Source organism: Streptomyces boninensis (assembly GCF_048572725.1).
Taxonomy (GTDB): Bacteria; Actinomycetota; Actinomycetes; order Streptomycetales; family Streptomycetaceae; genus Streptomyces; species Streptomyces boninensis.
In genome coordinates, this window is record NZ_CP183837.1 from 8,324,969 (window position 1) to 8,346,243 (window position 21,275).

Annotated in this window: 18 protein-coding genes; 10 read left to right on the top strand and 8 right to left on the bottom strand. The window is 73.2% G+C overall.

Annotation, left to right across the window (positions count from 1 at the left end; all coding sequences use genetic code 11):
* Positions 1 to 8: 8 nt before the first annotated feature.
* Positions 9 to 809, bottom strand: a complete 801-nt coding sequence (locus ACNNMR_RS37575; RefSeq protein ID WP_419999191.1) for a class I SAM-dependent methyltransferase — start codon at positions 807 to 809, stop codon at positions 9 to 11.
* Positions 810 to 909: 100 nt separating this feature from the next.
* On the opposite strand from ACNNMR_RS37575, the gene ACNNMR_RS37580 reads away from it, so the two are divergent.
* The 3 genes from ACNNMR_RS37580 to ACNNMR_RS37590 all read left to right on the top strand — a co-directional run bounded on the left by ACNNMR_RS37580 (position 910) and on the right by ACNNMR_RS37590 (position 3,527).
* Positions 910 to 1,134, top strand: coding sequence for a DUF6158 family protein (locus ACNNMR_RS37580; protein ID WP_419999192.1), 225 nt, complete (start codon positions 910 to 912; stop codon positions 1,132 to 1,134).
* A 129-nt stretch (positions 1,135 to 1,263) separates the two neighbouring features.
* Complete coding sequence (locus tag ACNNMR_RS37585; protein WP_419999193.1) at positions 1,264 to 2,466, top strand: aminotransferase class I/II-fold pyridoxal phosphate-dependent enzyme; 1,203 nt, start codon at positions 1,264 to 1,266, stop codon at positions 2,464 to 2,466.
* Complete coding sequence (locus tag ACNNMR_RS37590; protein WP_419999194.1) at positions 2,463 to 3,527, top strand: MBL fold metallo-hydrolase; 1,065 nt, start codon at positions 2,463 to 2,465, stop codon at positions 3,525 to 3,527. Before ACNNMR_RS37585 ends, ACNNMR_RS37590 begins: the two co-directional genes overlap by 4 nt.
* Before the next feature lie 4 nt (positions 3,528 to 3,531).
* On the opposite strand, the gene ACNNMR_RS37595 is transcribed toward ACNNMR_RS37590, so the two are convergent.
* The gene (locus tag ACNNMR_RS37595; protein ID WP_419999195.1) at positions 3,532 to 4,215 is read right to left on the bottom strand and encodes a DedA family protein; all 684 of its coding nucleotides are present in this window, start codon (positions 4,213 to 4,215) and stop codon (positions 3,532 to 3,534) included.
* Positions 4,212 to 4,997, bottom strand: a complete 786-nt coding sequence (locus tag ACNNMR_RS37600; protein WP_420000616.1) for an MBL fold metallo-hydrolase — start codon at positions 4,995 to 4,997, stop codon at positions 4,212 to 4,214. The genes ACNNMR_RS37595 and ACNNMR_RS37600 overlap by 4 nt, the downstream gene beginning before the upstream one ends.
* A gap of 282 nt (positions 4,998 to 5,279) precedes the next feature.
* On the opposite strand from ACNNMR_RS37600, the gene ACNNMR_RS37605 reads away from it, so the two are divergent.
* Both ACNNMR_RS37605 and ACNNMR_RS37610 read left to right on the top strand, forming a co-directional pair.
* Positions 5,280 to 7,430 (top strand): phage holin family protein, encoded by a 2,151-nt coding sequence (locus ACNNMR_RS37605; protein ID WP_419999196.1) that lies wholly within the window; start codon positions 5,280 to 5,282, stop codon positions 7,428 to 7,430.
* 59 nt (positions 7,431 to 7,489) lie between these two features.
* Positions 7,490 to 10,333, top strand: coding sequence for a helix-turn-helix transcriptional regulator (locus tag ACNNMR_RS37610; RefSeq protein ID WP_419999197.1), 2,844 nt, complete (start codon positions 7,490 to 7,492; stop codon positions 10,331 to 10,333).
* Positions 10,334 to 10,338: 5 nt separating this feature from the next.
* Here the strand turns inward: ACNNMR_RS37610 and ACNNMR_RS37615 are convergent, their stop codons facing one another.
* Positions 10,339 to 11,874: a long-chain-fatty-acid--CoA ligase gene (locus ACNNMR_RS37615; RefSeq protein WP_419999198.1), complete on the bottom strand. Its 1,536-nt coding sequence runs from the start codon at positions 11,872 to 11,874 to the stop codon at positions 10,339 to 10,341.
* 82 nt (positions 11,875 to 11,956) lie between these two features.
* On the opposite strand from ACNNMR_RS37615, the gene ACNNMR_RS37620 reads away from it, so the two are divergent.
* Positions 11,957 to 13,108: a TetR/AcrR family transcriptional regulator gene (locus ACNNMR_RS37620; protein ID WP_419999199.1), complete on the top strand. Its 1,152-nt coding sequence runs from the start codon at positions 11,957 to 11,959 to the stop codon at positions 13,106 to 13,108.
* Positions 13,109 to 13,119: 11 nt separating this feature from the next.
* Here ACNNMR_RS37620 and ACNNMR_RS37625 read toward each other — a convergent pair whose 3' ends face one another.
* Positions 13,120 to 14,331: an oxygenase MpaB family protein gene (locus ACNNMR_RS37625; protein WP_419999200.1), complete on the bottom strand. Its 1,212-nt coding sequence runs from the start codon at positions 14,329 to 14,331 to the stop codon at positions 13,120 to 13,122.
* 167 nt (positions 14,332 to 14,498) lie between these two features.
* Between ACNNMR_RS37625 and ACNNMR_RS37630 the strand changes: the two genes are divergently transcribed.
* The 4 genes from ACNNMR_RS37630 (at position 14,499) to ACNNMR_RS37645 (ending at position 18,827) form a co-directional block, all read left to right on the top strand.
* On the top strand, positions 14,499 to 16,085 hold the full coding sequence (locus ACNNMR_RS37630; RefSeq protein ID WP_419999201.1) for a succinic semialdehyde dehydrogenase: 1,587 nt from the start codon (positions 14,499 to 14,501) through the stop codon (positions 16,083 to 16,085).
* Positions 16,082 to 16,555 carry a DUF4334 domain-containing protein gene (locus ACNNMR_RS37635; protein WP_419999202.1) on the top strand — a complete coding sequence of 158 codons (474 nt, stop codon included), beginning with the start codon at positions 16,082 to 16,084 and terminating at the stop codon, positions 16,553 to 16,555. The genes ACNNMR_RS37630 and ACNNMR_RS37635 overlap by 4 nt, the downstream gene beginning before the upstream one ends.
* Positions 16,552 to 17,604, top strand: a complete 1,053-nt coding sequence (locus ACNNMR_RS37640) for an alcohol dehydrogenase catalytic domain-containing protein (protein ID WP_419999203.1) — start codon at positions 16,552 to 16,554, stop codon at positions 17,602 to 17,604. The genes ACNNMR_RS37635 and ACNNMR_RS37640 overlap by 4 nt, the downstream gene beginning before the upstream one ends.
* 200 nt (positions 17,605 to 17,804) lie before the next feature.
* On the top strand, positions 17,805 to 18,827 hold the full coding sequence (locus ACNNMR_RS37645; protein ID WP_419999204.1) for a hypothetical protein: 1,023 nt from the start codon (positions 17,805 to 17,807) through the stop codon (positions 18,825 to 18,827).
* A 161-nt stretch (positions 18,828 to 18,988) separates the two neighbouring features.
* Here ACNNMR_RS37645 and ACNNMR_RS37650 read toward each other — a convergent pair whose 3' ends face one another.
* From ACNNMR_RS37650 to ACNNMR_RS37660, 3 genes are all read right to left on the bottom strand, one after another.
* Entirely contained in the window at positions 18,989 to 19,750 is a 762-nt protein-coding gene (locus tag ACNNMR_RS37650) for an SDR family NAD(P)-dependent oxidoreductase (protein WP_419999205.1), read from the bottom strand.
* 84 nt (positions 19,751 to 19,834) lie between these two features.
* On the bottom strand, positions 19,835 to 20,419 hold the full coding sequence (locus tag ACNNMR_RS37655; protein WP_419999206.1) for a TetR/AcrR family transcriptional regulator: 585 nt from the start codon (positions 20,417 to 20,419) through the stop codon (positions 19,835 to 19,837).
* 33 nt (positions 20,420 to 20,452) lie between these two features.
* The gene (locus ACNNMR_RS37660; RefSeq protein ID WP_419999207.1) at positions 20,453 to 21,262 is read right to left on the bottom strand and encodes a helix-turn-helix domain-containing protein; all 810 of its coding nucleotides are present in this window, start codon (positions 21,260 to 21,262) and stop codon (positions 20,453 to 20,455) included.
* Between the last annotated feature and the right edge of the window lie 13 nt (positions 21,263 to 21,275).

Here is a 21,275-nt window from a genome sequence, read left to right on the forward strand (position 1 = left end):
CGCTTCCGCTACGGAACCCGGCACAGGATCTCGCCGTGCAGCACCGCGAACCACCCGTCCTCATGCGCCCCCCACTCCCGCCACGCCGCCGCGATCCGCTCCAGGTCCGCCGTGGTGGCATGGCCGCCGTCCACCGCCATGCGGGCGTAGTCCGAGGCCACCGTGCGGTCCGCCCACAGGCCGCTCCACCAGGACCGGTCCTCGGCGGCGGCGAAGGTCCACACCGAGCCGGTGGCGGTGACGTCCGTGAAGCCCGCCCGCAGCGCCCAGGACTTGAGGCGGCGGCCCGCGTCCGGCTCGCCGCCGTTGGCGCGGGCGACGCGCTCGTACAGGTCCAGCCACTCGTCCAGCGCCGGGTGCAGCGGGAACCAGGTCATCGCCGCGTAGTCGGAGTCGCGGACCGCGACATAGCCGCCGGGCTTGGTGACGCGGTGGAACTCCCGCAGCGCCTGCACCGGGTCGGCCACGTGCTGCAGGACCTGGTGCGCGTGCACGACGCAGAAGGTGTCGTCGGCGTAGTCCAGCGCGTGTACGTCCCCGGTGGTGAAGTCCACGTTGGCCAGGCCGCGTTCGGCCGCGGTGGTACGGGCCTGATCGAGGACGCCGCCCGCTGCCTCAAGCCCTGTGACGCGGCCGTCCGGCACCAGCGCCGCCAGGTCGGCGGTGATGGTGCCGGGGCCGCAGCCCGCGTCGAGGACGCGCATGTGCGGCTTCAGGTGCGGCAGCAGATACGCGGCGGAGTTCTCCGCGGTGCGCCAGGTGTGCGAGCGCAGCACGGACTCGTGATGTCCATGGGTGTAAGTCGCCATGCCGGAGACCGTAGTTCACGTCTCGTAAAGTGAGAAGATCTGTCTCGCAATTCGGACTGCCGGGTGGCCGTGTGCAGTCGCGTGCCTGATGCTGGATGGCATGGCCGGCATCGAAGCGCACGAACTGGACGATCATCAGCTGCTCAGGGAGCTGGAGACGATCCACCGCACCCGCCACGACACGCTGCTGCACGGCTCACCCGCCGCGCTCGCCGCGCACAACAGCCGCATGGCCGACCTGGAGGGCGAGTACCTGCGCCGGCATCCCGAGCGGGCCGTCGCGTACGGGCGCACCCGCGACGGCGCCCGCGAGCGGCTCAAGTAGCGGGCCAAGTAGCGGGCACCCGGGCGACGCTCACCCGAGCCACGCTCACCCGGCCGGCGGATCCCCACCACCGCTGACCTCGCCGGTCTGGGAGGGTGGGGACAAGGTCCCAATGCCGGGAGGTGACGGATGCGGCTGGCCGTCCCTGACCCCGGGCTGCCCGTGCTCGGCGAGCTCGCCGCCTGCCTCGCGCACGCCGCGCACCGCACCGACCCGGAACCCGCCGGCGGCGCCCTCCCGCTGCGCACCGCCGCCGCCGGCTACTACACCCGCCGCGGCCTGCACACCGCCCCCGGCGACACCCTCGCCGGACCCGGCGCGCAGCCGCTGCTGCTCGCGCTGCTGAAGGCGGCGGGCGGCGATGTGCTGGTGCCGCGCCCCGGCGCCGCTTGGTACGCCCCGCAGGCCCGGCTCCTCGGCCGCCCCGTGTACGGCGTCGGGGTGCCCGCGGAGAGCGGCGGGGCGCCGGATCCGTACCAGCTGCTGGAGACAGTCCGGCGGGTGCGCGGCGAGGGCGGCGATCCGCGGGTGCTGATCGTCTCCGCCGCCGACGACCCCACCGGCACCGTTCCACCGCCCGAGCTGCTGCACGAGGCCTGCGAGGCGGCGGCGGGGGAGGGGCTGCTGGTGGTCAGCGACGAGAGCTTCCGGGACACGCTGCACGACCCGCACGACACGGTCGTCGTCAGCCCCGCCGAGATGCTGCCGAACGGCGACCCGGGCGTCGTCGTCATCACCGACCTGGCCGCCGCCTTCCTGCCCGCCGCCTGGCCCGCCGCCGTCGCCCGCTTCCCGGTCGCCGGGCGCGGCGCCGCGCTGCGCGCCGCGATGCTGACCTCCCTCGCGGCCGTCCGCGCCGAGCTGCCCGCCCCTGTCGCCGAGGCAGCCACCTTGGCGCTCAACGAATCCCCGCCGGTCGCCGAGCGAATACGCGCCGCCGCCAGGCTGCACGGCGCCCTCGCCGCCGCCCTGCACGCCACCCTCACCGCCACCGGAGCCGTCTGCCGCCGCCCGCACGCCGGGCACCAGGTCTACGCCGACTTCGAGCCGCTGCGCGGCGCCCTTGAGGCCGCCGGGGTCAGCGACTCCGTGGACCTGGAGCGGTACTTCGCCGACCGGGTCGGCGACGGCGCCGTCCTCGGCGGCCACCGCTTCGGCGACGCGCTGCACGCGCTGCGCGTGCGCTTCGCCACCGCGCAGCTCACCGGCGCGGTCGACGAGGAGCGGGAGCGGGCCCTCGCCGCGGCGGACCCCTTGGAATTGCCCCACGTAGCCCAGGCGTTGACCTTCCTCGGATCGGCAGTCACCGAGCTGACAGGAGCCCCGCGATGACCGAACAGGCAGAGCGCTCCCTCGACCACCGCCCGCCGCCGGCCGCGACCCGGCCGGCGGCCACCCCCGCCTTGTCCGACCCGCGCCCCCTGGGCGAGCTCCGCACCTGGCCGCGCTCCTTCACCGACCGGCTCACCGCGCCGCTGCCCGGCGTCGGCATGTTCGCCCGGATGGCCCGCGAAGGGACGCTGCGGGCGCCCGCGGAGGCGGCGAAGGAGATCCCGCAGCTGCCCTTCGAGCCCGGCACGCTGCCGGAGGCGGACGCCTCGACCGTCGCCGTGACGTGGGCCGGGCATGCGTCCTGGCTCGTACGGATCGGAGGGCTCAGCGTGCTCACCGATCCGGTGTGGTCGCGGAAGATCCTCGGTACGCCGGCCCGTATCACTCCGGTCGGGGTGCGGTGGGAGGACCTGCCGCACATCGATGCGGTGGTGATCTCGCACAATCACTACGACCACCTTGACGCGCCTACCTTGAAGCGGCTGCCGCGCGAGACGCCCGTGTTCGTGCCCGCCGGGCTTGCGCGCTGGTTCCGGCGGCGGGGGTTCACGGTCGTCACCGAACTCGACTGGTGGGAGGCCGCCGAGCTGCCTGCGGGGCCCGGCGGCGGGGGCCGGGTCCGCTTCGACTTCGTACCGGCGCACCACTGGAGCAAGCGGACGCTGACGGACACGTGCCGTTCGCTGTGGGGCGGGTGGGTGCTGACCGACGCGGTCGGGCAGCGGGTGTATTTCGCCGGGGATACGGGCTATGGGCACTGGTTCGAGCAGATCGGGGCCCGCTACCCGGGCATCGACCTGGCGCTGATGCCGATCGGCGCGTACGAGCCGCGGTGGATGCTGCGGCCTGTCCACACCGATCCGGAGGAGGCGGTCAAGGCGGTGCGGGACCTCGGCGCGCGGCATATGGCGCCGATGCATTGGGGGACCTTCATGCTTTCCGCCGAGTTCCCCAAGGAGCCGCTGCACCGGGTGCGGGCGGCGTGGGCGGCGGCGGGGCGGGCGCGCGAGGAGCTTTGGGACCTGCCGGTGGGTGGGTCGCGGGTGCTGCCGGGGCTCTAGGGCGCTATGCGTGGCGCAGGGCGCGGGCCTTGCGCCACAGCATCGGTGCCACGCTGATCACGATCGTGAGGCCCACGGCCGCGGCGACGCCCTGCCACGGCTCCGGGAAGAGCGAGCCGCCGAGGATGCCGATCAGCTGATAGGTGGCGGCCCAGGCGAGGCACGCCGGGAAGTTCCCGCGGATGAAGGTCCGCAGCGGCATCCGCGCGAGCAGGCACGCCAGCATCACCGGGATCCGGCCCGCCGGGATCAGCCGGGAGACGATCAGCACCGGGATCTGCTTCTCCTCCAGCTGCCGCTGCGCCTGCGCGAGGCGCTCGGGGGCGGCCTGGTCGCGGATCCGCTCCAGCCAGCGGGAGCCGTTCTTCGAGCCGACGCCGCGGCGGCCGAGCCAGTACAGGATCGTGTCGCCGAGGAACGCGGCCGCGGCGCCGACGGCGAAGACGTACAGCAGCGAGAACGGCGACGACTGGTGGAAGGCGACGACGGCCGCGCCGCTGACGACCGCGCCGGTCGGGATGACGGGGACGAGGGAGCCGACGAGGACGAGGAGGAAGACGGAGGGGTAGCCGATCGCCTGCTGGGTCGATTCCGGCGGGACGGCGCGCTTCGCGGTGGTCGCCAGGATGTTGCCGGCGTCGGTGGCGGTGGTGGCGGCCGCGTTCGCGAGGTGCTGCAGCTGGCTCATCTCGCGGCCTCCAGGCGGATCGACTCGCCGTGGGTGAGGCGGTGCACGGCGACGCCGGGCGCGGTGCCGCCCGCCAGGCGCTCGAATTCCTGGCCCGGGGCGTGGAACTCGTGCGGGCGGATCGCGTCCATGCCGATCGGCCAGTACGTGCCGTAGTGGATCGGGATCGCGGCGCGCGGGGCGAGGGTGGCGAGGGCCTGGGCGGCGCGGTCGGCGTTGAGGTGCCCGTGGCCCAGGAAGGGGCCCCAGCCGCCGACGGGAAGGAGGGCGACGTCGGGGGCCGGTCCGGCCTCCTCGGCCATGTCGAAGAGGCCGGTGTCGCCGGCGAAGTAGGTGGTGGCCTCCCCGCGGATGACATAGCCGAGGGCGGGGACGGTGCGCGGCCCGTACGGCCAGCGGCGGCCGTCGTGCTCGGCACGGACGGCGCGGATGACGACGCCGTCGCCGACGTCGGTCTCGTCGCCGGGGACGACCTCGTGCACCTCCAGCTCGGCCTGGGCGGTGGTGCGGCGGAGCCCCGGCACGGCGGTGAGGGCGCCGCGGGGGACGAGGAGGCGGGTGCCGGGGTGAAGGAGGGCGACGGAGGGGAGGTGGAGGTGATCGGAGTGCAGGTGCGAGATGACGGCGACGTCGGCGACGGTGGCGCTGCGCGGGGGCAGGTCGCCGCGGCGGCGGCGGAGGTGCATCAGCCGCTGCGCGAAGAGCGGGTCGGTGAGTACGCGGACGCCCGAGTCCACGACGGTGGTGGTGGCGTGACCCCACCACGTGACCTCAACCGGCACCTTGATCGCTCCTCTCACCTGCTACGAGCCTACGGCAGATGAATCCTGTGGCTTCGCCACGGATGTCCTCAAGCGCCGGACGGGCTTGGTTGGTGGGTGGGCCGGTCCGAGTTCCACGACACCACCGAAAAAACGTGGTGGTCGGCTTGTTCTCGGTGCTGGGTTTTTTCGGCGGCGTCGTTCCACTCGGCCCTCCTCCCGTAGGGAAGGATCGCGTTTCTGCCTGTCGCACGGAGCAACGGGTGGGCGGGTGGGCACAGCCCCGTATGCGAAGGTAATCGCATGCCCGAGCGCGACCACCAAGACCGCCGCAGGCGCCTTCGCACCGTCGGCGGAGCCGTCCTGCGGGTCATTGCCGTGTGGGCCGTCGGCACCGTCACCATGCTGATTCTCGCCGGGGCGCTGCCCGACTTCAGGCTGCAGTCCGAGGACGGCGACAGCGCCACCACCATCGCGATCACCGCGGCCGCGGGCGCCGGGGTCTTCGGCCTGCTCAGCGCCGTCGTGTGGCCCGTGGTCGTACGGGCGCTGCTGCTCGTCCCCGCCTACGTCCTCGGCCTGCTCGCCTTCTTCATCAACGGCACCCTGCTCTGGGTCGCGCTCAGCCTCATCCCCGCGGGGCGGGGGCAGGTCGAGCCCGAGACCGCGGTGGTCGTGGCCGCCGTCATGTCCGCGGCCTCGTCGGCGGCGAGCACCGCGCTGGCCGTGCGCGACGACGGTGCGTACCGGCGCCGCCTGGCCCGGCTCGCGTACCGGCGCATGGATCGCGAGGAGCTCGCGAAGGCCTGTGACGGTCCCGGCACGGTGATACTGCAGCTCGACGGCATCGGCCACGATGTGCTGCTCGCCGCCCTCCAGCCGCGCGAATGCGGCACGGGAGTGAAGCGGGGGACCGTGCCCCCGCTGATGGAGACCGTCGCCGGCTGGCACGGCGACACGCACCGGCTCGCCGAGTGGCGTACCGACTGGTCCAGCCAGACCGGCGCCAGCCAGCTCGGCATCCTGCACGGCTGCAATGCGGACGTGCCGGCCTTCCGCTGGCACGAGAAGGAGTCCGGGCAGGTGATGGTCTGCAACCGGCCCACCTCCGCCGCCGAGCTGCAGGCCCGCGCGGCCCGCCGGGCAGGGCATACCGGGCTGCTCGGCCGGGACGGGGCCAGCCGCGGCAATCTCTTCACCGGCGGCGCCCGCGAGGTCGCGCTGGTGCTGTCCGTCGCCGCGCGGCGCGGGCGCGACAACCGGTCGCGGGCCGGGTACTTCGCGTACTTCTCCGACCCCGCCAACTTCTCCCGCACCTTCGCGTCCTTCGTCGCCGAGGTCTTCCGGGAGGTCGGGCAGTCGCTGATGACCCGGGTGCGGCGCGAGAAGCCGCGCGTCGGCCGCGGCGGGCTGTATCCCTTCATCCGGGCCTTCGCCACCGTCGTGCAGCGCGACGTCGTCGTCGCCGCCGTGCTCGGCGACATGCTCGCCGGGCGCAGCGCCGTATACGCCGACCTGGTGGCGTACGACGAGGTGGCGCACTACGCGGGCCCGTACCACCGCAACACCCACCAGGTGCTGCGGCGCATCGACGCGCAGATCCGGATGATCGCCAAGGTCGCCGAGTACGCGCCGCGCGAGTACCGGATCGTGCTGCTCTCCGACCACGGCCAAAGCGCGGGGCCCACGTTCGCCGATCATTACGGGCTGACGCTGCAGGACCTGGTTCGCGCCGGGTGCGGGCTGCCGGTGTCGCGCAAGGCCCGGAAGAGCAAGAGCGGCGCCGAGGCGCGGGCCGCCGCGCGGGCGGCGCTGCGGCGGCCCGAGGAGGCGGAGGAGCCGGGGTCGGCGGAGCGCGGGCGGGCGGCCGGGCCGATCGTCCTCGGCTCCGGGAACCTCGGCCTGATCTCCTTTCCCGACGTGCCGGGGCAGGTCAGCCGGGAGGAGCTGGACCGGCGGCACCCGGCGCTGCTGCGCACCCTCGCCGAGCATGCCGGTGTCGGCTTCCTGCTCGTACGGTCGGAGGAGTACGGGCCCGTGGTGCTCGGCCGGAACTGCTCCGAGCACCACCTGGAGAGCGGCAAGGTCATCGGCGACGACCCGCTCGCTCCGTTCGGTCCGGGCGCGGTCGATGCGGTCCGGCGCACCGCCGGCTTCACCAACACCCCGGACATCATGGTCAATTCGGCGTACGACGAGAAGACCGGCATGATCCACGCCTTCGAGGACCAGGTCGGCTCGCACGGCGGGCTCGGCGGGGATCAGAGCCGGCCGTTCCTGTGCTGGCCCCGGGAGCTGACGCCGCCGTCGGAGGGCGAGGAGATCGTCGGGGCCGAGCAGGTGCACGCCATCCTGGAGGGCTGGCTGGGTCTTGAGCGGCCGGGTCTGGGGGGCGAGCCGGTGGAGGGCGAGCCGGAGGGCGCCGACTACCCGCGGTCGACGGCGGCGAGGTAGCCGCCCAGGGGCCGGTTGGGCTATCGACGCTGTTCCGCGGGCCGGTGAACATGCCTGGTGTGGAACGGGTGTTCGTGGGTCGGGAGGCAGAGCTCGAGCGGCTGGGGCAGGCGCTTGAGGCGGCCAGGGCTGGGGTGCCGCAGCGGGTGCTCGTCGAAGGACCGGCGGGAGTCGGCAAGACCGCTCTGGTGCGGTGCCTCCTTGCGGGCAGCGGCGTCGGGCGGGTGCTTGAGGCGGGCGGCGAGGAGGCGGAGGCGGGGCTTGCCTTCGGGGTGCTGCAGCAGCTGCTGGGCGTACGGGAGCGATGGCCGGACGCGCTTGCCGGGGGCGCGGCGCTGGTCGACGCGATCGGGGAAGCGCAGGAGGCGGGGGCGGAGAACGGCGGGGGCGAGGCGGGCCGGGCGAGTGGCGTCGGCGGGTCGGCGGCTGCGGCTGCCGGAGGCGGCGTGCCGGGGCAGGTCGGCGGCGCCCCCGAGCCGGGTCCGGCGACCGGTGCCGAGCCCGGGCCCGTTGCCGTGCTCCTCGACGACGCGCAGTGGGCCGACCACCCCTCCCTGCAGGCTCTCACCTTCGCCGTGCGGCGGCTGCGCGCCGACCGGGTGCTGGCGATTCTCGTCGTACGGGACGCGGACGACGTCGCTCTCCCCGCCGGCACCCGCCGCCTGTGGACCGCCGACGACACCGTCCGCCTGCGCCTCACCGGCCTCGCCCCGGCCGAACTGCGCGGCCTCAGCGACCGCCTCGGCACACTGAAGACCCCGCTCTCCGCCCGCGCCGCCACCCGCCTGCACCGCCACACCGCAGGCAACCCGCTGCACGTACGCGCGCTGCTGGAGCAACCCGCCCCCGACCTCCTCGACGACCTCGAGCATCCGGGCGCCGCCCTCCCCGCCCCCAAGTCGCACACCGCCCTCGTCCTCGGCGCCCTCCAGTCCGTCACCCCACCCGCCGAGGCCCTCGTCTCCGCCGCCGCCGTCCTGGGCACCCACTGCGAACTCGACGTCGCCGCCGCCCTCGCCGACCAGCCCGACCCCCTCCCGGCCCTGGGCGAGGCGGCCGCCGCCGGGCTGCTCACCGAGCGCGCGGGCGACCCCGTCGTACGCTTCCCGCACCCGCTCGTACACGCCGCCGTCTACCAGCGCCTCACCCCCTCCCGCCGCCACCACCTCCACCTCCGCGCCGCCGCCCTCGCCCCCGGCGAGCCGCAGGCCCTCCGCCACCGCGCCCGCGCCGCCACCGGCCCCGACCCCGAACTGGCCGCGGACCTCGCCGCCCTGGGCCGCCGCCGCGCCGCCACGGGCGACTGGTCGGACGCCGCCACCCACCTGGGCACCGCGGCCCGGCTGACCGCGGACCGCGCGCGGCACGAGCAACTTGCCATCGAGGCCCTGGAGTCGGGGCTGCTGGCCGGCGACGTACCGGACGCGGGGGAGGCGGCCCGGCGGGTGCAGGGCTTCGCGGACAGCCCGTGGCGCAGCTATCTGCTGGGGCGGCTGCTCCTGTACGACCCGCAGCGGGCGGAGGCGCTCCTGCGGGACGCCTGGCACCGCGCCGACGCGCGTGCGGAGCCGGAGCTGGCGGCCCGTGTCGCCGGGCAGTTCGCGGCGCTCGCCGGGGTCGAGCTGCGGGGCGCGGACATGGCCGAGTGGGCCGACCTGGCGCTGGAGATCGCGCCCGCGGCGACCGCCACCGACATGATCCACTACCTGGGGCTCAGCGGCCGGGCGATGTGCGGCCGGGCGACCGAGGCGCTCGCCACGCTGCGCGACCTACCGGACCCGGCCACCGCGAACCCAACCGAACTGGAACAGCTCCTCGGCCGCGGCACGCTCCGCGAGGTCACCGGCGACCTCGCGGGCGCCGTACGCGACCTGACCGGCGTGCTCGCCGCCTGCCACGGCCGCGCCGCGTCCTTCCGGGTGGTCACGGCGACGGCGCTGGCCTCGGCCGAGTACCAGGCGGGCCGCTGGGACGACTCCCTCACCCACAGCGACCTCGCCCGCTCCCTCGCCGCCGACACCGACCAGCCGCACATCGCCCTGTACGACCACCTGCTCGCCTGCCTCGCCCACGCCGCCCGCGGCGACTTCGCCGAGGCGGAGCAACACCTGCGCACCATCGAGCAGTACACCGTCCTCGGCCACGCCGCCCCCGTCCGCTGGGCCGGCCTCGCCGGCGGCTACCTGGGCCGCGCCCGCGGCGACCCCGAGGAGACCGCCGCCGCCCTCGCCCCGCTCTGCACCCCGGGCGACGAGGGCCGCTACGACGAACCCGGCCAGGTCTCCTGGCCCGACCTGCTGGCCGAAGCCCGCGCCCAGCTCGGTGACTTCACCGGAGCCGAGCAGGCCCTCGTCCCGTACGAACGCATCGCCGCCGACCGCCGCCACCCCGCGGCGCTGCTCGCCGCCGGACGCGCCCGGGCGGTGCTGGCCGCGGCCCGCGGCGACGCGCCGGCGGCAGCGGCCGCCTTCACCGCCGCGCACGACCACGCCCCGCGGGTCGAGGCGCCGCTCGACCGCGCGCTGCTGCACCTGGCGCACGGCCAGTTCCTGCGGCGTACGGGCAGACGCAACCGCGCGGCCGCGGAACTCCGTAGCGCCCGCGACCTCCTGTCCCGCCTCGGCGCCCGCCCCGACCTGGCCCGCTGCGAGCGCGAGCTGGCCGCCTGCGGCCAGCCCACCGCCCCGCCCAACGGCGCCACGCGCACCCCCGCGGCTGAACTCCTGACGCCCCAGGAGCTGGCGGTCGCCCGCGCGGTCGCCGGTGGGCTGACCAACCGGCAGGTGGCGCGCGAGCTGGTGATCAGCGTAAAGACGGTGGAATACCACCTCGGCCGGCTCTATCCGAAGCTCGGCGTCGAGTCCCGTACGCAGCTGGCGACCCGGCTGTCGACGGAGGCCTGAGCGGCCTAGCGCTCCGCGTCCTGCGTGCGCAGCTGCGGCTTGACCACCTTGCCGCCCGCGTTGCGGGGGAGTTCGGGGACCAGGACGAGGTCTTTGGGGCGCTTGAAGGAGGCCAGCCTGCCGGAGAGGAAGTCGGTCAGTTGGGGGAGGGTGAGTTCGGAGTCCGGCGGCACGGTGACGTACGCGACCGGGATCTGGCCCCAGCGCTCGTCCGGCCTGCCGATCACCGCGACCTCCCTTACGTCCGGGTGCGCGGCGATCGCGTTCTCCACCTCCGCGCAGTAGATGTTCTCGCCGCCGCTGATGATCATGTCCTTCTTGCGGTCGACCACCCAGATGAAGCCCTCGTCGTCCCGCTTGACCAGGTCGCCGGAGTGGAACCAGCCGCCCTCGAAGGCCGCCGCGGTCTCCTCCGGCTTGTTCCAGTACCCCCGCATCAGCGTCGGCCCGCGATAGACGATCTCGCCGATCTCGCCCACCGCGACGTCGTTCATCTCCGCGTCCACGATGCGGTGCTGGATGCTCGGTATCGGACGGCCGACCGAGCCGAGCTTGCGCAGGGAGTCCTCGCCGCGGAGGACGCAGGTGATCGGGGAGGTCTCGGTCTGGCCGAAGACGGCCACGTTGAGGGCGGCGGGGAACTTCTCCGCCATGGCGCGCAGCGTCGCGTCGCTCGCCGGTGCGGCGCCCCAGCTGATGATCCGCAGCTTCAGATCGCGCTTGTCGATGCCGGGCTGGGCGCAGAGCAGGTCCCACTGCTGCGGGACGTTGAACACGACGGTGGCGCCCTCCTGTTCGTACGCATCGAGCACCGCCGCCGGGTCGAAGGCGCCCAGCGGATGGATGACGGTCGTGCCGCCGACGACGAAGTTCGCCACGATCGAGCCGAGGCCCGCGATGTGGAAGAAGGGCGCGGTCAGGAAGCCGACGTCGGAGTCGTCGAAGATCTCCATCGCGCGGATGCAGGTGAGCGCCTGCACCTGCATGTTGCGGTGGGAGAGCATGACGCCCTTCGGGCGCCCGGTGGTGCCCGAGGTGTACATGATCAGCGCGGTCGAGTCCTCGCTGATGTCGGGGAGTTCCATAGGCTCGTACGCCGAGAGCAGTTCCTCGTACGGGTCGCCGACGACGACCACCGTGCCGATCCGCTCGGCGCTCGGCACCGCCTTCAGCAGCGGCAGCAGCTGCGCGTCCACGACGATCGCCGCCGGTGTGCAGTCGTCCAGGATGTAGCCGAGCTCCAGCGGTGCCAGCCGGAAGCTGAGCGGTACGGCCATGGCGTCGAGGCTGTTCGCCGCGAAGACGCTCTCCACGAACCACGGATGGTTCAGCGTCAGCATGGCCACGCGGTCGCCCGCGGCGACGCCCCGGTCGGCGAGCGCGGCGGCCAGCCGCAGGGAGCGGCGCGACAGCTGCGCCCATGTCGTGGTCTCCCCGCGATAGCGCAGCGCGGGCTTCTCGGGGCGCATCAGCGCGTGCGTGGCGGCCTGGGACATCCAGTGCTGCCGGAAGGTCCAGGCGGGCGCCGTGTCGGTCGGCATGGGTGCGGCTCCTCAGGTGTCGTGTGACGCATTTTGTTAATGGAAAATCACAGCGCGCTCATCGTGTGGTTGACTGAATCGCATGGCCACCGCCACCCGTCCCCGCAACCGCAGACAGCTCATCGTCAAGGCGGCAGGCCGGCTCTTCAGCGAGCGCGGCTACCACGCCGCGTCCATGGAGGAGATTGCCGCAGGCGTGGGCATCACCGCCACGGCCCTGTACCGGCATTTCCCCAACAAATACGCCCTGTTCGCCGAGTGCGCGCACGCCATGGTCGACGGGCTCGTGGAAGTCCTCGACGGGATGCCGGCCGAGGCGGCGCCGGAGGAGCTCTTCGCCGCGCTGATCCGGGTCACGGTGGACAACCGGGAGTCGGGCGGGGTGTACCGGTGGGAGGCCAGGTACCTCAATCGCGAGGACCGGCTGCTGCTCAAGGCGAAGTTCGGGCGCCTCGTCGGGCGGGTCACCGAGGCCGTACGGAGCGAAGGCCGGCTCTCCGACGAGGAATTGCGCGTGGTCGCCGCGCTCGGGGCGATCGGGTCGATCACGATGCACCGCACCTCCATAGCTCAGCGCCGGGTCGAGGAACTGCTGCTGGCCTGCGCCCTCCGCGTGGTCGCCACCGACCCCGCACCGGCGAAGGGAAGCTCGCACGCCGTCGAGCTGCCCGTGCTCCCCGTGCCCCGCTCGCGCCGGGCCGAGATCCTCGCCGCCGCCATCCCGCTCTTCGCCCGCGACGGGTTCAACAACGTCACCAACGGCCAGATCGCCAAGGCGGTCGGCCTCGCCCCGTCCGCGCTCTACCGCCACTACCCGGGCAAGGTCGACATCCTGGCGGCGGCCTGCCTCCAGGCCGCCGGGCTGCTGACGCAGGCCGTGGAGCAGAGCCTCAAGGACGCGCCGGAGCCGCGCGCCGCCCTCGCCGCGCTGGCGGCGACCTACGTGGCGTACAGCTTCGAGCACACCGCCCTCACCAGCGTCGCCGAAGCCGAGTTCGTCGGCCTGCCCGCCGACCTGCAGCGGCCCCTGGTCCTCGCGCAGCGCGAGCACATCGCCGTATGGGAGCAGCAGCTGCGGCTGGCCCGCCCGGAACTCGACCCGCGGCAGGCGCGGGTCCTGATCCACGCCGGCTTCGGCGTCGTGGTCGAGGCCGGGCGGCGGCTGCGCTGGCGGGACAGCCCCGGGCACCGGGCCGCCGTGACGCGGCTGGTTGTGGGTGCCCTGGGGCTGTGAGGCGGGGTGGTTCAGGAGCCCGCCCTGTTCCCTGTCGGGATCACGATGGGGGTCGTGGTGCCCGAGGAGCCGTTGTTGAGGAAGGCCATGGCCAGGGCGCGTACGAACTGGTCGAGCATGTAGAAGGCGCCGGGGGCCACGGGGTTCAGGCCCTCGCGGAAGGCGATGAAGGCCGGCCATGCGGTCCGTACCAGCGCCGCCGCCGCGTAGTCGCGCTTCAGGCCCAGCCAGTCGCCGATCTCATTGCTGAGGACGTAGCGTACGAACTCATTCAGGAAGCCGCGGGTGACGCCCAGGTCAACCTGGGAGGGCAGGCCGAGCAGGTCCTCGGCGAGCTTGATGCCCTCGGTGGACGGGGCCAGGATCGGCGTGAGGACCTGCGCCGACTGCGCTTCCGCGGCGGCCCATGACTTGGGGATGTACTCCTCGCGCACCCCGAGCAGGTGCAGCGCGACCTGCCAGCTGTGCAGGAAGGCGTCCTGGTCCTCGGCGGAGAAGGGGACCTTCCAGTCGAGCAGCTTCCTGCGGACGTACGTGCCGAGGCTGTGGAAGGTGACCAGGATGTCGGCGTTGCTGATCGGGATCTTCTGGTCCGAGACCGCCGTCCAGTGCGGCGACTGCGGCAGCAGGTGCCGGACCGCGGCGTGCACGAGGCGCGTCTTGTTGGCGGTGACGATGAACTGGCCCTCCGGCTCGAAGCCCTTCAGCTGGGCCAGGTCGTAGCCGAAGGTGAAGGTCTTGGCCGCGCGGTCCTTCATGTCGGCGCCGCCCGCCGACCAGTAGACGCTCTTGGCCTCGCGCGGGATCACCGTGCTCATGATGCCGCTGCCGAGGCCGTACAGCATGAAGAGGTACGTGTCCTTGCGCCGGTTGAAGTCGGCGGCGCGCTCCAGCTTCTTGTGGTCGGCCCAGGAGGGAAGCTTGTTGACCTTCTGCAGCCAGGCGGTGAGGCCGGAGGGGAAGGCGCTGGGCAGCGGGTCGTTGTTGTTCACCCAGGACGCCATCGCGGTGTTGACCGCCGGGATCTTGCCGTCGCCGAGCAGCGAGACCAGCAGCTTGTCGACCTCGTCGTCCCATACGTACTCCGGGTCGGCGCCCGCCCCCGCCCCGGCGACCGAGTCCTTCGCCGACCACGCCCATGCGCTGCCGGTGGAACCCGCCGCGCCCACGAGGCCCAGTGCGGCGCCGAGCGAGAGAACTTTCCTGCGGCTGAGATCTGGCATTGACTTACTCGCTTTCCTGGTCGGTCGAGCGGCTCAACGTGCCTGGCTCAGCGCGGTCTTGGCGTCGCCAGAGACGGTTCAGATCTTGTTCCAGGATGTGATTTCCGATTAACATAGCGACGTGTGCTGCCGCCGACAAGGGCATCGACATGACCGAGGAGACCCGCATGACGAGCTCTCGACCCGCATGGGTCACGGATGAGTTGATCGCCCAGTGGTGCGCGTGGGTGGGCCAGGACGCGGAGCGCCCCGAGCCCGACCGCGCCGAGCCGGTGACCGCGGTCGCCCCGTACGACCTGACGCCGACCGCGACCGTCCCCGGCTGCACGCCGGAGGACGTGGCGGCGGCGGTGGCCGGCGCCCGGTCGGCGCAGCGCGACTGGGCGCGGACGCCGCTGCGCCGCCGCGGCGAGATCGTCCTCGCCTTCCACGACCTGCTGCTGGCCCGGCAGGACCAGGTGCTCGACCTGATCCAGTGGGAGACCGGCAAAGCGCGCTATCACGCCTGGCAGGAGGTCGCCCAGGTCGCCACGATCGCCCGGCATTACGCGCGGCGGGCCCGGCACTACCTGGCCCCGCGGCACGTGCGCGGGATGGTGCCGGGCCTGACGAAGGTGAAGGAGGTGCCGGTGCCGAAGGGCGTCGTCGGCATCATCTCCCCGTGGAACTACCCCCTTTACCTCGGCGTGGGTGACGTACTGCCGGCCCTCCTGGCGGGCAACGCCGTCGTCTCCAAGGCGGACTCGCAGACCGCGCTGACCATGCTGTGGACCCGCGCCCTGCTCGCGGAGGCCGGGCTGCCGGCCGAGCTGTGGCAGATCGTGACGGGCCCCGGCTCCGTGGTGGGCACCGCCCTGATCGACGCCGCCGACTTCATCGGCTTCACCGGCTCGACCGCCACAGGGCGTACCGTCGCCGAGCGCGCCGCCCGCCGCCTGATCGGCGCCTCACTCGAGCTCGGCGGCAAGAACCCGCTGATCGTACGGGCGGACGCCGACGTCACCGCCGCCGCGGCCGGCACGGTGGTGGCGGCCTTCGCCAACTCCGGCCAGATGTGCATCCACATCGAGCGCGTCTATGTCGACGCGAAGATCCACGACGCCTTCCGCACCGAGCTCGTCCGCCTGACGGAGGCGCTGCGGATCGGCCAGACCTACGACTACGCGGCCGACCTCGGCCCGCTCACCTCGGCGGCGCAGCTCGCGGCCGTCGCGGCCCAGGTGGACGGGGCAGTGGCCAAGGGCGCGACCGTACTCGCGGGCGGCCGGGCCCGCCCCGACATCGGGCCGCTCTGCTACGAGCCGACGATCCTCGAAGGCGTCACCGACGAAATGGACGTGTGCCGGGACGAGACCTTCGGCCCGGTGCTGTCGCTGTATCCGTACGGCACGGACGACGAGGCGGTGGGCCTGGCCAACCAGGGGGCCTACGGCCTGTCGGCGTCGATCTGGTCCGGCGACGCGCGCGAAGCCGACCGGATGGCGGCACGGATCCGCGCCGGGGCGGTGAACATCAACGACGGCGCCGCCGCGGCCGCCGGCAGCATCGAGGCCGGGATGGGCGGCATGGGCGACAGCGGGCTCGGCAGGCGGCACGGGGCCGAGGGGATCCGCAAGTACACGGAGAGCCAGACGGTCGCCAGGCAGCGGCTCATGCCGCTCGGCCCGCCGAAGCCGGGGGAGAGCGGCGTGCGGACGTTCGTACGCCGCACCAACCAGCAGCTGGGGCTGCTGCGTCGGCTGGGGGTGCGATGAGCGCGGCGAGCGTGGGTGAGCGCTGGCGGGCGCTGCGGGCGGCGGAGGGGCAGGTCGACCCGGGTGAACTCGATGCGGTGTGGGCGGGACTTGAAGCCGTCGACGCGGCGGCGATCCTCGGCTCTTGGCGCGGCTTCGCCTTCCTGACCGGCCACCCCATCGAGAAGGTGCTGGCGGCCAGCCGCTGGCACGGCAAGCGCTTTGACGCGCCGGATGACGCCAAGCCGCTGATCTGCCGGGCCGAGGACGGCAGCCTGTATTCCGATACGGAGTCGGGGCGCGGTGAAGCAAGCCTGTGGAATGTGGAGTTCCGTGGGGAGATGACGGCCACGATGGTGTACGACGGCATGGCTGTCTTCGACCACTTCAAGCGCGTGGACGACGACACGCTGATGGGCGTGATGAACGGCAAGCCCGGCGTCGTACTGGCGGATGGCCGGCACTTCTACTTCGGCCTGGAGCGGGAGTGAGCCACCCGGCCTCTGTGCTGCTGTCGCGCGGGTCCGGCTCTTGGGAGATAGCCGAGGCGGAGCTGGACGCCCCCCGCCCACACGAGGTGATCGTCCGGATCGAGGCGGTCGGCGTCTGCCACACCGACCTCGTCACCCGGAAGGCGCTCGGTGACCGGCCCGCGGTGCTCGGCCACGAGGGCTGCGGCGTCGTGGAGCGTACGGGCGCGGAGGCCGGCCCGCTCGCGGCGGGGGACCGGGTGGTGATCTCCTTCGCGTCCTGCGGCCGGTGCGGCCAGTGCGCGGCGGGGCATCCGGCGTACTGCGAGCGGGCGACCGCGCTCAACGGCTCGGGGCGGCGGCCCGACGGATCGCCGACGATCCGCGTCGGCGGCGAGCCCGTGTACGGCGCGTACTTCGGCCAGTCGTCCTTCGCCACGGCCGCGCTCGCCGACGCGCGGTCGTGCGTGCCGGTCGGCGACCTGCGGCCGGAGCTCGCCGCGCCGCTGGGATGCGGCTTCCTGACCGGCGCGGGCGCGGTGCTCAACACCCTCCGCCCCGGCCCCGGCGACCGGCTGCTGGTGGTCGGCGCGGGCGCGGTCGGCACCGCGGCCGTGCTGACCGCCCTGTCCGAGGGCGTGGAGGTCGTGGTGGCGGAGCCCGTCGCCGCCCGCCGCAAGCTGGCCGTCCGCCACGGAGCGACCGCCGTCGCCTCCCTGGACGCCCCCATCCCACCGCCCACCCACGCACTCGACACCACCGGCCACCCCGAGCCAATCACCCGCACCCTCGCCCTGCTGCGCCCGCGCGGCGTGCTGGCAGTGGTCGGCCTCGGCCCCGCCACGGCCGAGCTCGGCATCCGCGACCTGATGCTGCGCGGCCTGCAGCTACGCGGCTGCGTCGAGGGCGACGCCGAGCCTTCACTACTCATCCCGCAACTGATCAGCCGCTACGAGCAGGGCCACCTGCCACTCGACGACCTGGTAACCACGTACCCCCTCGCCGCCTTCGACCAGGCAATCGCCGACCACCACGCCGGCCTGACCCTGAAGCCCGTCCTGCTGCCCTAGGCACGCGGCAGCCGCTGCCGGAAGGCGAGCCGGGCCGGGTGTTGGGGCGGTCCTAGGGACATCCCCTGGCCGCACCCCGGGGCGCCCCCCACCCCCGCCGCCCTACGGTCGATGACGTCGCCCGCGGCACCGGCCGCGGGGTCCGGCATACCAGGGGGAAACCGATGGCGTCGTCCAGTGCTGCACCGAAGAAGCCGCCCGTGAATACGGACTCCGTAGTCCAGTCCGTACCCAATCCCAAGCTGCGCGCCGTCGCCGATCGCGTGGTCGCCGAGCTGCAGCTCGCCGCCGACAAGGTCGCGGTGCACCACTCGGACCGGGTCAAGTACCCGATGCCGAAGGATCCGAAGTCCGCGGAGGCGGTGCTCGCCATTCGCTTCGGGGCGCTGCCCGAGGGGCTGCGCAAGCAGGCCGCCGACAAGGTGGCGGCCGATCTGAAGGCGGCGGCGACGCGCGCCAAGAGGTACGGGGACCTCGCCTCAGTAGACCTGCGTTCGCCGGCTTCGGTGGGGGCGCAGGCGGCGAAGCTGAAGTTCCCGGACCGGCTGAAGTTCCCGTCGAGCGAGCTGGGGAAGGCGCCGGCGGAGAGTGCCGTCGGGGAGGCGGCCGCGGCGCAGCTGACCAAGCTGTCGTTCCGTATCCACCGGGTGAAGTGTGTCGAGGAGACGAATGAGCTCGGCAAGGACGAGTTCTATCTCGGCGGCACCACGATCGACGAGAGCGGGGATACCCACAAGGTCAGCCAGTTCAAGGTGATGAGCTGCAACAGCGGGGACGTGAAGACGTATACGCCGCCGCGTGAATTCAGCTGGTTCAACATCGCCGAGGGCCCGGTGAAGTTCCCCAAGGGCTACTTCGTCGTCCTCGGCGCCGCCGAAAAGGACAGCGGCGGCTTCGCCGAATACCTCGACAAGCTGCTCGACCTGGTCGATTCGAAGGTCACCGCAGCGATCGCCGCGGCCATCGGCGGCATCATCGGCGCGCCCGGCGGCCCGGTCACGGCGGCCATCGGCGCCTGCGTCGGCTATGTCGTCGGGAGGGTCTTCGACTTCCTGAAGGCCTGGTGGGGCGACGATGTCTTCGCACCGAAGCAGACCAGCACGGTGATCGCGTCGCTCACCTCCCGGTGGAGCACCGGCACCGCATCGGCGAAGCGCACGCTGGAGTTCACCGGCCACGGCGGCAAGTACCAGGTCGACTACGACTGGCAGCTGCACACCTGACCCCCGCAGCGGCCGGGGGATTGCCGCCCGGAATGACACGGGGCATTACCCGTGCGGTAATCGACGCCTCCCCGCGACCCCGGCATGCTGGCACCAAGCGGCCCCGGACCGGCGCACTCCGGCCCGGGACCGTACTCCTCCCGGCGGTGGGGCGGCTGCTCTTATGCCGCCGCTCCGCCGTCCACCACGAGGTCGGCGCCCACGGTGGCGCCGGCCTCGTCGCTTGCCAGGTACAGGACCGCGGCGGCGATCTCGTCCGTGGCGAGGACCCGGCCGAGCGGCACCTGGACCTTCATGCGCTCCACCTTCTCCTCCGGGGTCTCGCCGGGGCGGCCGGAGAGCGGGGTGTCGACCGGTCCCGGGCTGACGACGTTGATACGGACGCCGTCGGCGATGTGGTCGAGGGCGGCGTTACGGGACAGGGCGGTGACCGCGGCCTTCACGGCGACGTACGCGCCGACGCCCCGGACCCGGCGGTGGGCGCCGAAGTTGGAGGAGACGTTCACGATCGCACCGCCGCCGTGGGCGCGCATGTGGCCGATCTGCTGCCCCATCGCCAGCAGCACGCCGGTGAGGTTGGTGTCCACGAGACGCTGCCACTCCGCCTCGTCGACGTCACCGACCGGTCCGGTCGCGGCGACGATCCCGGCGTTGTTGACCGCCACATCGAGCCCGCCGAAGCGGTCGACGGCGGCGGCGACGAGCGCGGCGAGATCGGCGGCGCTGGTGACGTCCGCGGTGACGGCCTGCGCCTCGCCGCCCGCCTCCTCGATGAGCGCCACCGTCTCCTTGAGCGGCTCGGCCCGCCGCCCGGCGACGGTCACCCTGGCGCCCTCCCGGGCGAAGGCGAGCGCGATGGCGCGGCCGATGCCGGTGCCGGCGCCGGTGACGAGGACGGACTTGGCGGCAAAGCGTGTGGACATGGGGGTGCCTTTCGAGTGGTTCCAGTGGTGGTGATCGGTTTTCTCGTTACGGCCCGAGCCCGAGCCCGAGCCCGAGCCCGGGCCTCAGCCGTCCAGCAGCGACAGCGCCGTATCCGACGCATCCCGCAGCCGCGCCGGATCCCCGCCGGTCTTGCCGACGACGCGCATGCCCTGCAGCAGCACGACGAGCATCCGGGCCAGCCCCCGCGGATCCCGCCCGGCGGGCAGCTCGCCCGCCGCGGCCGCCCGGTCGAGGGCTGCGGTCAGCGCGGACTCCATCGCGTCCCAGGTGCCAAGGACGACGCGGGCCGCGTCGGCGTCGTGCGGGGCCAGCTCCACGGCCGTGTTGGTGACGAAGCAGCCGCGCTGCTCGTCGTCGTGCACGCACTCGCCCACATAGCCGCGGACGTACGCCCGCACCGCGTCGAGCGCGGGACCCGGCCGCTCCAGCGCGGCGAGCTGCGCCGGATTACGGGCGCCGGCATAGCTGGCGAGCGCCTTCTCGTACAGCTCCCGCTTGCTGCCGAAGGTGCCGTAGATGCTGGCGCGGGCGATGCCGAGGTGGTCGACGAGGTCCGCCATGGACGTCGCCTCGTAGCCCCGCCGCCAGAACAGCTCCAGGGCCGCCTGCAGCGCCGCGTCGGGGTCGAACTCCTTGCTCCTGGCCATGCAAAGGACCCTAGCCCTTTCGAGAACGATCGGTCAAGAACGATCGGTCAAGAATTTCTGCGTGGCCGCATCCGCGGGCAGCAGCGTCTCCATCGCCAGCTCGGAGACGGTGATGTCGACGGGCGTATTGAAGGTGGCGATCGTCGATACGAAGGTCAGCACCTGCCCCCCGTACTCGACCCGCAGCGGCAGCGCGAGCGGCGCATAGCCCGCGGGCCCGCCCACGTCCTCACCGGGGTCGTGCACGGGATACGCCACCACCTCGTCGTACACGGCCTTGAGCGCGGGCGACCGGGCGAGGGCGAGCTGCCGGTCCATCTGCGTGATGAGATGCGCGCGCCACTCGCGCAGATTGCGGATGCGGGGGGCGAGGCCCTCGGGGTGCAGGGTGAGCCGCATGGCATTGAGGGGAGGGGTGAGGAGGTGTTCCGGGACGTCATCCATCAGCATGACCATGCCGTTGTTCGCCGCCACGACGTTGTACGCGCCGTCGACCACCAGCGCCGGATACGGGTCGTGCGCGGCCACCAGCCGCTCCACGTTCTCCCGCACCAGCGCCATGGCCGGGTCGTCAAGGGGCGTCTCGCGGTATTCGGGGGCGTAACCGGCGGCCACCAGCAGCGCATTGCGTTCGCGTACGGGCACATCCAGGTGCTCGGCGAGGTGCAGCACCATGGCCCGGCTGGGGCGGGAGCGCCCGGTCTCGATGAAGCTCAGGTGCCGCGCGGACGACTCCGCCCGCAGCGCCAGCTCCAGCTGACTGAACCCACGCCGCTCGCGCCAGCCGCGCAGCAGGGGGCCGATGGGGTTGCCGTCGGGGGCGTCGGCGGTCGCAGTGGTCATGCTCTGGACCGTA

Coding starts and splice junctions, on each gene's coding strand:
- ACNNMR_RS37590 (WP_419999194.1), top strand. CDS start 2,463: ATGACCGAACAGGCAGAGCGCTCCCTCGACCACCGCCCGCCGCCGGCC.
- ACNNMR_RS37605 (WP_419999196.1), top strand. CDS start 5,280: ATGCCCGAGCGCGACCACCAAGACCGCCGCAGGCGCCTTCGCACCGTC.
- ACNNMR_RS37635 (WP_419999202.1), top strand. CDS start 16,082: ATGAGCGCGGCGAGCGTGGGTGAGCGCTGGCGGGCGCTGCGGGCGGCG.
- ACNNMR_RS37655 (WP_419999206.1), bottom strand. CDS start 20,419: ATGGCCAGGAGCAAGGAGTTCGACCCCGACGCGGCGCTGCAGGCGGCC.
- ACNNMR_RS37595 (WP_419999195.1), bottom strand. CDS start 4,215: ATGAGCCAGCTGCAGCACCTCGCGAACGCGGCCGCCACCACCGCCACC.
- ACNNMR_RS37615 (WP_419999198.1), bottom strand. CDS start 11,874: ATGCCGACCGACACGGCGCCCGCCTGGACCTTCCGGCAGCACTGGATG.
- ACNNMR_RS37585 (WP_419999193.1), top strand. CDS start 1,264: ATGCGGCTGGCCGTCCCTGACCCCGGGCTGCCCGTGCTCGGCGAGCTC.
- ACNNMR_RS37650 (WP_419999205.1), bottom strand. CDS start 19,750: ATGTCCACACGCTTTGCCGCCAAGTCCGTCCTCGTCACCGGCGCCGGC.
- ACNNMR_RS37620 (WP_419999199.1), top strand. CDS start 11,957: ATGGCCACCGCCACCCGTCCCCGCAACCGCAGACAGCTCATCGTCAAG.
- ACNNMR_RS37625 (WP_419999200.1), bottom strand. CDS start 14,331: ATGCCAGATCTCAGCCGCAGGAAAGTTCTCTCGCTCGGCGCCGCACTG.
- ACNNMR_RS37580 (WP_419999192.1), top strand. CDS start 910: ATGGCCGGCATCGAAGCGCACGAACTGGACGATCATCAGCTGCTCAGG.
- ACNNMR_RS37630 (WP_419999201.1), top strand. CDS start 14,499: ATGACGAGCTCTCGACCCGCATGGGTCACGGATGAGTTGATCGCCCAG.
- ACNNMR_RS37660 (WP_419999207.1), bottom strand. CDS start 21,262: ATGACCACTGCGACCGCCGACGCCCCCGACGGCAACCCCATCGGCCCC.
- ACNNMR_RS37575 (WP_419999191.1), bottom strand. CDS start 809: ATGGCGACTTACACCCATGGACATCACGAGTCCGTGCTGCGCTCGCAC.